Source organism: Streptomyces angustmyceticus, from assembly GCF_019933235.1.
Lineage (GTDB): Bacteria > Actinomycetota > Actinomycetes > Streptomycetales > Streptomycetaceae > Streptomyces > Streptomyces angustmyceticus.
In genome coordinates this window covers 7631103-7643057 of sequence record NZ_CP082945.1, presented here as the reverse complement: position 1 = coordinate 7643057, position 11955 = coordinate 7631103, and the positions used below count along the sequence as shown (strand labels likewise).

Annotated in this window: 1 protein-coding gene; it reads right to left on the bottom strand. The window is 75.8% G+C overall.

The genetic code is table 11. From position 1 onward, the window contains the following. Positions 1 to 4: 4 nt before the first annotated feature. Entirely contained in the window at positions 5 to 11866 is an 11862-nt protein-coding gene (locus tag K7396_RS33785; RefSeq protein WP_223660300.1) for a type I polyketide synthase, read from the bottom strand. Positions 11867 to 11955 lie beyond the last annotated feature (89 nt).

Genomic DNA, 11955 nt, shown 5'->3' with positions numbered 1-11955 from the left:
GTGCTCAGCCGTCCGCCGCGCCGAACGCGAGGCGCACGAGGTCGTCGACTTCCATGCTGTCGAGGGCGTCGGGGTCGGTGGCGGCGTCGGCTCCGGCCCCGTGGTCGGTGCCGGGTGCCGCCGGCGGCACCAGCGCCAGCAGGTCGTCGAGCAGCCCGGCCGCCCGCAGGCGGGCGAGGGGGATGGCGGCCAGGGCCTCCCGTACCGCCGCGTCGTCCTCCGGTGCGGCGGAGGCCGCCGCGGGGTGCTCGGGGGCGAGTTCCGCGCACAGGTGGTCGGCCAGGGCCAGCGGTGTGGGGTGGTCGAAGACCAGCGTGGCGGGCAGCAGGGCCCCGGTCGCGGTGTTGAGCCGGTTGCGCAGTTCGACGGCGGTGAGCGAGTCGAAGCCGAGGTCCTTGAAGGACTGCTGGTCGCCGACCTCGGCCGCGGAGGCGTGGCCCAGTACGGCGGCGACCTGGGTGCACACCACGTCGAGCAGGGTGTGGTGGGCCTCGTCGCGGCTGAGGGTGGCGAGCGTACGGGCGAGGGCGCCGGCGGCGTCCGGGCCGGCCGGTGCCGCGGGGGCGGCGGCGGCCGGCCGGCGGGGTGCGGTCGGCAGCAGGCCGCTGAGCAGCGGGGGTACGGGACCGGCCGAGCCCAGCGCCCGGGTGTCGACGAGCATCGGCAGCAGGGCCGCCTCGGGGCGGTCCCGTGCCGCGTCGTACAGGGCGAGTCCGTGGTCCGGGGTCAGGGCGGGCAGGCCGGCGCGCGCCATCCGCCGCAGATCGGCTTCGGTGAGTCCGCTGGTCATACCCGTCGTCCGGGACCAGGGGCCCCAGGCGAGCGAGGTGGCGGGGAGCCCGGCGGCCCGGCGCTCGGCGGCGAAGGTGTCGCAGAAGGCGTTGGCGGCGGCGTAATTGGCTTGTCCGGGCGAGCCGAACACGCCGGCCGTCGAGGAGAACACCACGAACGCGGCCAGATCCTCGTCGCGGGTGAGAGCGTGCAGAAGGGCCACGGCATCGGTCTTGGGGCGCAGGACCGTACGGAGCCGCTGGGGGGTGAGCGAGGTGACGACGGTGTCGTCGAGGACGCCCGCGGTGTGCACGACCGCGGTGAGCGGATGCTCCTTCGGTACGCGGTCCAGCAGCCCGCGCAGGGCGTCGCGGTCGGCGGTGTCGCAGGCCGCGACGGTGACCTCCGCGCCCAGGGCGGCGAGTTCGTCGCGCAGGGCGTCCGCGCCCGGGGCGTCGGGGCCGCGGCGGCCGGCCAGCATCAGATGCCGTACGCCGTGCCCGGTCACCAGGTGCCGGGCCACCAGCGCGCCCAGACCGCCCGTCCCGCCGGTGATCAGTACGGTGCCGGCCGGATCGAGCGCCACCGGCATCGTCAGGACGACCTTGCCGATGTGCTTGGCCTGGCTGAGGTGGCGGAAGGCATCGGGGGCCCGCCGCACGTCCCACGCGGTCACCGGCAACGGCGTCAGCACACCCTGGTCGAACAGCTCACGGACCTGCGCGAACATCTCCCGGATCCGGTCCGGACCGGCCTCGATCAGGTCGAAGGCCAGGTAGCGGACGCCCTCGTGTGCGGCGGCCACCTGCGCGGGCTCACGGATGTCGGTCTTGCCCATCTCCAGGAACCGCCCGCCACGCGGCAGCAATCGCAGCGAGGCGTCGACGAACTCCCGTGCCAGGGAGTCCAGCACCAGATCCATGCCCCGGCCGCCGGTCGCCGTCAGGAACGAATCCTCGAAGTCCAGATCACGCGAGGAAGCGATCCGCGCGTCGTCCAGCCCCAGCTCCCGAAGGGTCTCCCACTTCCCCCGGCTCGCGGTGCCGAACACCTCCGCGCCCAGGTGGCGTGCCACCTGCACGGCGGCCATGCCCACCCCGCCCGCGGCGGCGTGCACGAGGACCGACTCGCCGGCCCGGAGGCCGCCGAGTTCGACCAGCGCGTAGTACGCCGTGAGGAAGACCACCGGGGCGGACGCGGCCTGCGCGAACGACCAGCCCTCCGGGACCCGGACGACCATGCGCGCGTCGGCCACCGCCACCGGGCCGAAGGCGTACGGGAAGAGTCCCATCACCCGGTCCCCGGGGGCGAGATCGAGGACGTCGGGGCCGGTCTCGGTGACCACCCCCGCACCCTCCAGACCGAAGGCTCCGGCATCGCCGGGATACATGCCGAGGACGTTCAGCACATCGCGGAAGTTGACCCCGGCGGCCCGTACGGCGATGCGTACTTCGCCGCGCCCCAGCGGCCGTGCGGCGTCGTCGTGGGGCATGAGGGCGAGGTGGTCGAGGGTGCCCTTGCCGGTCATGCCGAGGCGCCAGCAGGTGCCGTCGGCGGGCTCGCGCAGCGCGGCGCCGGCGTGGACGGGGGCGACCTTCGGCAGGTGCACGGTGCCGCCGCGGACGGCGAACTGGGGCTCCTCGGTGGCCAGTGCCGCGGGCAGCGCGGCGTACGAGGCGTCCTGGCCGTCGAGGTCGGCGAGGACGAACCGGCCGGGGTGCTCGGACTGCGCCGAGCGCACCAGGCCCCAGATGGGGGCGGCCGCGGAGTCGTGGTGGGTGGTGCCGGGGGCGTCGACGGCTCCCCGGGTGACGAAGACGAGCCGGGCCGCGGCGGGCGGATCCGCCAGCCATCGCTGGACCAGCGCCAGTGCTCCGGTGGCCGCCTGGTGCGGGTCGGCGGCGGGGAGCGCCACGAGGACGGTGCCGGTGGCCTGCGGGAGGTCGGGGCCGGTCAGCCGGGTGGTGGGCAGGCCCGCGCCGTCCAGGTCGGTGGCGAGGTGCTCGCTGTCCAGGACGAGGAGGCGGGGCGGCTCCTCGGGGGGCGTCGTGGGCATCGGGGCCACGGGCCAGTCGAGGTGGTAGAGGGGGCCGGCGGAGCGGGCGGAGAGCGCGGCCCGGTCCGGGGTGAACGCGCGCAGCGTCAGCGCCTCGATGTCGGCGACGGGCCGGCCGTCGGTGCCGGTGAGCGAAAGCGCGACGGTGTCGGGGGCGGACAGGTCGAGGCGGGCCCTGAGCCGCGTCGCCCCGGTGGCGTGGATCTGCACTCCGCGCCAGGAGAACGGCAGTCGTCCGCTGCCGGTGTCCTCCGTCGGCAGGAACGCCGTCGCGTGCAGGGCGGCGTCGAGCAGCGCCGGGTGGAGGGCGAAGCGGTCCGCGTCCTGGGGTGCGGGCCGGGGCAGGGTCACCTCGGCGTGAATCTGGTCGCCGTGGCGCCAGGCGGCGCCCAGTCCTTGGAAGAGCGGCCCGTAGTCGAACCCGCCCGCGCTCAGCCGCTGATAGACGTCCTCGACGGGGAGGGGCTCGGAGCCGGCGGGCGGCCAGGCCGACGCGGCGGGCGCGGCGGGCTCCGGGTGGGCGGCGGTGAGGGTGCCGGTGGCGTGCAGCGTCCAGGGCTCGCCGGGGGCCGGGTCGGTGCGGCGGGCATGGACGGTGAACGGGCGGTGTCCCTGTCCGTCGTCGTCGCCGAGGACCGCTTGGAGGTCCACCGCGTCCTCCTCGGGCAGGACGAGCGGGCTGACCAGGGTCAGGTCCGCCAGGCGGGGGCAGCCCGCCCGGTCGCCCGCCTGGATGGCGAGTTCCACGAAGGCCGTGCCGGGGACGACGGCGGTGCCCGCCAGGGCGTGATCGGCGAGCCATGGCTGATCGGATACCGAGAGCCGGCCGGTGAACAGCCGGCTGCCGTCGGCGAGTTCGACTGCGGCGCTCAGCAGCGGGTGGCCGGCCTCGCCGATTCCGGCGGTCGCACGGGCGCGCGGAGTCGGCCAGTAGCGCTGCCGCTGGAAGGGGTAGGTGGGCAGGCCCTCGACCGCCCGCTGCCCCTGGTGGGCGTTGGCGACGGCGGACCAGTCGACGTCCGCGCCGTGCACGTGGGCGCGGGCGAGGCCGTCCAGCAGCGAGCGGGCCTCGGACGTCCGGTCGCGGAGCAGCGGGACGACCGCGGTTCCCGTGGCGTCGGGGGGCAGACAGCCGGCGGCCATGGCGGAGAGGGTGCCGTCCGGGCCGAGTTCGACATAGCGCTCCACGCCCTGCTCGGCGAGCCCGCGGATGCCGTCGTGGAAGCGGACGGCGCCCCGCGCCTGCCGTACCCAGTAGTCGGGGAGGTGCAGTTCGGCGGCGGTCTCGCCGGTCAGGTTGGACACGACCGGGAGGCGCGGCTCGTGGTAGGCGAGCCCTTCGGCGACGGTACGGAACTCGGCCAGCATCGGGTCCATGTGCGGCGAGTGGAACGCATGGCTGACCTGGAGCTGCTTGGTCCGGCGGCCGTCGGCGGCCAGCCGGCCGGCGATCCGGGCGACGGCGGCGCGGTCGCCGGAGATCACCACGGAGCCGGGGCCGTTGACGGCGGCGACGCAGACCTGTTGGTCGAGCCCGTCGAGCAGCGGCCGTACCTCGGCCTCCGTCGCCTGGAGCGCGGCCATGGCGCCGGTCTCCGGGAGGGCCTGCATGAGGCGGCCGCGGGCGGCGACGAGGGCACAGGCGTCGGCCAGGGAGAACACCCCGGCAACGTGTGCGGCGGTCACCTCGCCGATGGAGTGGCCCAGCAGCAGGTCGGCGCGCAGGCCGGCGCTCTCGGCGAGGCGGTGGAGGGCGGTCTCCATGGCGAACAGGGCGGGCTGGGTGTACTCCGTCCGGTGCAGCAGTCCCTCGGTGTCGTGGAACATGACGTCGCGCAGCGGGCGGTCGAGGGAGCCGGCGAAGTGGTCGCAGATCTCGTCGAGGGCCTGGGCGAACACCGGGAAGGTGCCGTGCAGTTCGCGGCCCATGCCGGGGCGCTGGGCGCCCTGTCCGGTGAACAGGAACGCGGTGCGTGCGCCGGGGCGGGCCACGCCGTGGGCGGTTCCGGTGGCCGGCTTCTCCCCGGCGGCCAGGCCGCCCAGGGCGGACAGGAGGCCGGCGCGGTCGGTGCCGTGGGCGACCGCGCGGTGCTCGAAGGAGGCGCGGGTGGTGGCCAGGGCGTGGCCGACGGCTGCGGCGGGCAGGTCGGCGTGGCGTTCGGCGTGGGTGTGCAGGGCCGCGGCCAGGGCGCGGAGCGCTTCGGGGCTGCGGGCGGACAGCGGCCAGACGACCGGCAGCGGTGCGGTGCGGGCGGCGTCCTGGGCGTCCGGCGGTGTGCCGTTCACCGGCGCGGTGGGCCCGGCCGGTTCGGGGGTGGCCTGTTCGAGGATGAGGTGGGCGTTGGTGCCGCTGAAGCCGAAGGAGGAGACGGCGGCTCTGCGGGGGCGCCCGTGCTCGGGCCAGGTGACAGGGGCGGCCAGCGGTTCCACGGCGCCCTCGGTCCAGTCCACATGGGACGACGGGGCGTCGAGGTGCAGCGTCCGCGGCAGCAGGCCATGGCGCAGGGCCTGCACCATTTTGATCACCCCGGCCACGCCGGCCGCGGCCTGGGTGTGCCCGATGTTGGACTTCACCGACCCGAGCCACAGCGGTTGGTCTCCGGCGCGCTCCTGGCCGTAGGTGGCGAGCAGCGCCTGTGCCTCGATGGGGTCGCCGAGGGTGGTGCCGGTGCCGTGGGCCTCGACGGCGTCGACGTCTCCGGGCGTGAGCCGGGCGTCGGCGAGCGCGGCCCTGATCACCCGTTGCTGGGACGGGCCGTTGGGCGCTGTGAGGCCGTTGCTGGCGCCGTCGGAGTTGATGGCGCTGCCGCGGACGACGGCGAGCACCGGGTGCCCGTTGCGCCGGGCGTCGGACAGCCGCTCGACCAGCAGCATGCCGGCGCCCTCGCCCCAGCCGGTGCCGTCGGCGCCGTCGGAGAACGCCTTGCAGCGGCCGTCGGCGGACAGCCCGCGCTGGCGGCTGAACTCCAGGAAGGCGGCGGGGGTCGACATCACGGTGACGCCGCCGGCCAGGGCGAGCGAGCACTCCCCCGACTGGAGGGCGCGGACGGCCCAGTGCAGGGCGACGAGCGAGGAGGAGCAGGCCGTGTCCACGGTGACGGCCGGGCCTTCGAGGCCGAAGGAGTACGCGATCCGGCCGGAGACCACGCTCGCGGCGTTGCCCGTGCCCAGGTATCCGTCGACGGCCTCGGCGGCGCCGGCCAGGACGGTGGTGTAGTCCTGCCCGTTGGTGCCGGCGAAGACGCCGGTGCGGCTGCCGCGCAGGGAGTGCGGGTCGATACCGGCCCGCTCGAACGCCTCCCAGCAGACCTCCAGCAGGATGCGCTGCTGCGGGTCCATGGCCAGGGCCTCGCGGGGCGAGACGCCGAAGAACGCGGCGTCGAAGCGGTCGGCGCCGTCGAGGAAGCCGCCCTGGCGGGTGTAGGTCGTGCCCTCGTGCTCGGGGTCGGGGTCGTAGAGCGCCGCGGTGTCCCAGCCCCGGTCGTCGGGGAACTCCCCGATGGCGTCGCCGCCGGCGGCCAGGAACTCCCAGAACGCCTCCGGCGTCCGGATGCCGCCGGGGAAGCGGCAGCTCATGGCCACGATGGCGACGGGCTCACCGGCCGTCGCGGCGTCGGCCCCGACTGCCGCCAACTCCGGTGCTTCGCCTCGCAGTTCGGCCAGCAGGTAGGTGGCGACGGCCGAGGGCGTGGGGTGGTCGAAGACCAGGGTGGCCGGCAGCCGGAGTCCGGTGCGGCGGCCGAGCGCGTTGCGCAGTTCGAGGGAGGTCAGGGAGTCCAGGCCGAGGTCCCCGAAGGCCCGGTCCGCGTCGACCCGGCCGGCCGAGCTGTGGCCGAGGACGGCGGCGATCTCGGTGCGTACCAGGTCGAGGACGTGGGCGCGGCGCTCCTCCGGCGCCAGGCCGGCCAGTGCGTCGGCGGCCGGGGACGCGCGGTGGCCGCCCGGTGCGGCCGCCGGGGCGGCGGTCCGCCTGGCGGGGCGGCCGGCCAGTCCCCGGAGCAGGGGGGCGAGGGCCGGACCGCCCCTGCGGATCGCGGCGACATCGAGCGGTACGGGGACCGGAACGGCCCGGTCCTGGCCCAGACAGCGGTCGAACAGGGCGAGCGCCGCCTCGGTGGACAGCACCCCGACGCCGCCGCGGTCCATCCGCCGCCGGTCCGCGTCGTCCAGGCGGGCGCTCATCTCGCTGCGCTCCGCCCACATCCCCCAGCCGAGCGCCAGTGCCGGGCGGCCCTCGGCGCGGCGCCGGTGGGCGAGCGCTTCCAGGAAGGCGTTGCCGGCGGCGTAGTTGCCCTGGCCGGGCCCGCCGAAGGTGGCGGCGGCCGAGGAGAACAGCACGAAGGCCGACAGGTCGAGGTCCCGGGTGAGCCGGTCGAGGTTGACCGCGGCATCCGCCTTGGGGCGCAGGACGGTGGCGATCCGCTCGGGGGTGAGGGAGGAGATCACCCCGTCGTCGAGGACGCCTGCGGCGTGCACGACCGCACCCAGGGGGTGTGCTTCGGGGAGGGTGGCCAGCAGGTCGGCCAGCGCCGCGCGGTCGGCGACGTCGCAGGCGGCCAGCGTCACCCGGGCACCCATCTCGCGCAATTCGGCGGCGAGTCGGACGGCGCCGGGCGCGTCGGCCCCGCGTCGGCCGACGAGCAGCAGATGCCGTACGCCGTGCCCCGTCACCAGGTGTCTGGTCACGGCGGCGCCGACGGTTCCGGTGGCTCCGGTCACCAGCACGGTACGGAACGCGTCGAAGCGGGCCCCGGCCGTGGGAGGGGCGGGCGTGGTGGTCCGGGAGGGCTGGGGAAGCCGCGTCAGGCGGGGGGCAAGGAGGCGCGTGCCACGAACGGCGAGCTGGGTCTCCCCCGCTCCCATGGCCGCGTTCACCACGGCGGCGGGCAGGACGTCGCCGGTATCGCCGGCGTCGCCGTCGGTGTCCACGAGCAGGAAGCGGTCGGGGTTCTCCGACTGCGCCGAGCGCACCAGGCCCCACACCGCGGCGGCGGGCAGGTCCGTGACGGTCTCGTCCGGGCCGGTGGCGGCGGCGCCCCGGGTACGGAAGGCCAGCCGGGCGTCGGCGAGACCCGGCAGGGCGAGCCACTTCTGCAGCAGCGCCAGGGCGTGCACCACCGAGGCGTGGGCGGCCTCGGCCGGTTCACCGGACGCGGCGGCCGGGGCCACGTCGGCGGTCCGCCAGGGCACGACGACGAGGTCGGGGGCGTCGGCGCCCTGTGCCACGGACGCGGCGAGCGCGTCGAGTTCACGGTGGAGCGTGGGCGCGTCCGTGACGGCCCCGGCCCCTTCCGCGTCGAGGACGGCGACCCGGCCGGGCCGCTGCTGCGGGGTGGGCGTCCGCAGCCCGGTCCACTCGACGGCGAAGAGGTCGTCGCGGCCGTCGGGGCCCTGCGGCGGCGCGAACTCGGTGGCGGGTATCGGCGTGACGGAGCCGAACGAGGCTACGGGCTCGCCGAGTTCGTCGGTGAGGTGGAGGTCCAGGCCGCCGTCGTCCGTGGGGACGAGGCGGGCGCGCACCGATTCCGCGGCCACCGCGTGCAGCACGCAGTCGCGCCAGGACACGGCGACGGCGTCGGGGTGTCCCGCCGCCGGGAGCGCCTGGAGCACGGCGTCGAGCAGCGCCGGGTGGAGGGCGAACCGGGCCGCGTCTCCGCGGTACTCCTCGGGCAGCGCGGCCTCGGTGAACACCGTGTCGCCCCGCCGCCATACGCGTCCCGGCCCGCCGGACGGGAGGCCGTGCGGGGGCTCGTCGCCTTCCACAGCCGCGGAGAAGTCGTCCAGGGTCACCGGCTGGGCGTCGGCGGGAGGCCAGATCCGCAGGTCATGGCCAGTCCGCTGGGGCGGCGGCTCGGCGGTGAGCGTACCGTGGGCGTGCCGGGTCCACGGAGTGTCGTCGTCCGGCCGGTCGGCGGGGCGGGAGTGCACCGTGAGGGTGCGCTGCCCGTCGGGTTCCGCGGCGGCGTCGAGCACCACCTGGATCTCGACGGCGGACTGCCCGGACAGGACGAGGGGGGTGTCCACCGTGAGGTCGGCGACGTGTTCGCAGCCGGCGAGCGCGCCGAGGTGCAGGGCGAGGTCGAGGCAGGCACTGGTGGGGAGCTGGATGTGGCCGTCGATCGCGCGGTCGGCGAGCCAGGGGTGCGCGGACGGGGTGAGGCGCCCGGTGGAGACGACGGCGCTGCGGTCCGCGAGGGTGAGGGCCGTCGGGAGCAGGGGGTGTTCGCCCGGCCGGTGCGCGGGGGCCGCCTCGGGCGCGAGCCAGTAGCGCTCGCGCTGGAAGGCGTAGGTGGGCAGGTCGACGCGGTCGGCGCCGGGGAAGAGGCGGTCCCAGTCGGGGCTCACGCCGCGGGTGTGCAGTGCGCTCAGCGCGGTCAGGACGCTGTCCGTCTCGGCCCGGTCCTTGCGGAGGGCGGGCACGAGCAGGGGGCCGGGGTGGCCGGGGTCCGTGTCGAGGCAGCCCTGCGCCAGGGCGGTGAGGGTGGCGTCGGGGCCGATTTCGAGGAAGCGGGTGACCCCGCGCTGTTCCAGCGCCCGGACGCCGTCCGCGAACCGCACGGCCTCCCGTACGTGCCGTACCCAGTAGTCGGCGGTCGCCAGGTCGGTGGCCGGCTCCCCGGTCACATTGGAGAGGACCGGGAGGGTGGGCTGATGGAACGTCACACTCTCGGCCACGGAACGGAAGGCATCGAGCATGGGGGCCATCAGCGGGGAGTGGAAGGCGTGGCTGACCCGGAGCCGCTTGGCCTTGCCGCCCTGCTGCTCGAAGTGCCGGACGAGCGCGGTGAGCGCGTCCTCGTCGCCCGCCACGACGGTCATCCGGGGCCCGTTGACGGCGGCGACGCTCAGCCGTTCGGCGTCGTCGGCCAGCAGCGGCAGCACCTCGTCCTCGGCGGCCCGCAGGGAGAACATCGCGCCCCCGGACGGCAGCGCCTGCATCAGCCGCCCGCGGGCAGCCACCAGCCGGCAGGCGTCCGGCAGCGAGAGGACACCGGCGACGTGCGCGGCGGCCAGCTCCCCGATGGAGTGGCCGAGCAGGAAGTCGGGTGCCGGGCCCCAGGACGCGACGAGCCGGAAGAGCGCCACCTCGAAGGCGAACAGGGCGGGCTGGGTGAAGCCGGTACGGTCCAGCGCGGCGGCGTCCTGCCCGAAGACGACGTCCGCGAGCGGCTGGGGCAGCTCCGGGTCGAGGTGGGCGCAGATCTCGTCGAAGGCCGCCGCGAAGACGGGGAACGCCGCGTGGAGGTCACGGCCCATCCCGAGGCGCTGGGCGCCCTGGCCCGCGAAGAGGAAGGCCGTCTTGCCGCGGCCGGCCGTGCCCCGGACGGCCACGGTGTCGTCGCCCTGCGCGAACCGGGCGAGGTGCCGGAGCAGCTCCTCGCGGTCCCGGCCCAGGACCACCGCGCGTTCCTCGAAGGCGGTACGGGTGATGGCGAGCGAGGCGCCGATGTCCTCGGCTGCGGCGTCGGTCAACTGCTCCACGTGGGACAGCAGTTGTGCCGCCTGGGCCCTGAGGGCCGGTGCGCTGCGGGCGGAGAGCACCCAGGGCACGACCGGGAGCGGTGCGGCGGCGGGCTGCTCGACCGGGGGCGCGGGCTCCGCCGCGTCGGCCTCGTCGGTGGGCGGCGCGGTGTCGGTGGGCGGCGCGGTCCCGGCGGGCGGGGCCTGTTCGAGGACGGCGTGGGCGTTCGTCCCGCTGACGCCGAAGGCCGAGACGCCGGCGCGGCGCGGGCGGTCGGTGTCGGGCCAGTCGACGGCGTCGCTGAGCAGCCGGACGTCGCCCTCGCTCCAGTCGACGTGGGTGGCGGGCCGCTCGGCGTGCAGGGTGCGGGGCAGCACGCCGTGCTGCATCGCCTGGACCATCTTGATGACGCCGGCGACACCGGCCGCGGCCTGGGTGTGGCCGATGTTGGACTTGACGGTGCCGAGCCACAGCGGGCGGCCGGCTTCCCGTTCCTGGCCGTAGGTGGCGAGCAGCGCCTGTGCCTCGATGGGGTCGCCGAGGGTGGTGCCGGTGCCGTGCGCCTCGACGGCGTCCACGTCGGCGGCGGTCAGGCCCGCGGCGGTGAGTGCCGCGCGGATGACGCGCTGCTGGGACGGTCCGTTGGGGGCGGTGAGCCCGCTGCTCGCGCCGTCCTGGTTGACGGCGGTGCCGCGGACGAGGCCGAGGACGCGATGGCCGTTGCGGCGGGCGTCGGAGAGCCGCTCCAGCAGCAGCATGCCGGCGCCTTCGCCCCAGCCGGTGCCGTCGGAGTCGTCGGAGAACGCCTTGCAGCGGCCGTCGGCGGACAGCCCGCGCTGGCGGCTGAACTCCAGGAAGGTGACGGGGGTGGACATCACGGTCACCCCGCCGGCCAGGGCGAGCGAGCACTCGCCATGGCGCAGGGCGTTGCAGGCCAGGTGGAGGGCGACCAGGGAGGAGGAGCAGGCGGTGTCGACCGTCACGGCCGGTCCTTCGAGGCCGAAGGTGTAGGCGACCCGGCCGGAGGCGATGCTGGCGGCGCTGCCGTTGCCGAGGTGCCCTTCGAGGCCGGCGGGCGGCTCGGTGAAGCGGGAGCCGTAGTCGTTGTACATGACGCCGACGAAGACGCCGGTGGGGCTGCCCTTGAGGGTCTGCCGTCGGAGCCCCGCCCGTTCGAAGGCCTCCCAGGACGTTTCGAGGAGGAGGCGCTGCTGCGGGTCGGTCGCCAGTGCCTCGCGGGGCGACATGGCGAAGAAGTCCGGGTCGAAGTCGGCGGCGTCGTGGAGGAAGCCGCCTTCCCGGGTGTAGCAGGTGCCGGGGTGGGCGGGGTCCGGGTGGTAGAGGGAGTCCACGTGCCAGCCGCGGTCCTCCGGGAAGGGGGTGATGCCGTCGGTGCCGTCGGCGACCAGCTGCCAGAGGTCTTCGGGCGAGCGCACGTTGCCGGGGTAGCGGCAGCTCATGGCGACGATGGCGATGGGCTCGCGCTCGCGGGCCTCCAGCTCCCGCAGCCGCTTGCCGGTGCGGTGGAGATCCGCCGTCACCCTTTTCAGATAGTCGCGGAGCTTTGCCTCGCTCACCGTTCAGCTCCCTTCCCCGGACCGCCCGGCGGACCGGCGGCCTGCCTCACACCGGCGACCACGACGCTGGAATCTCTACTCGCTGATCA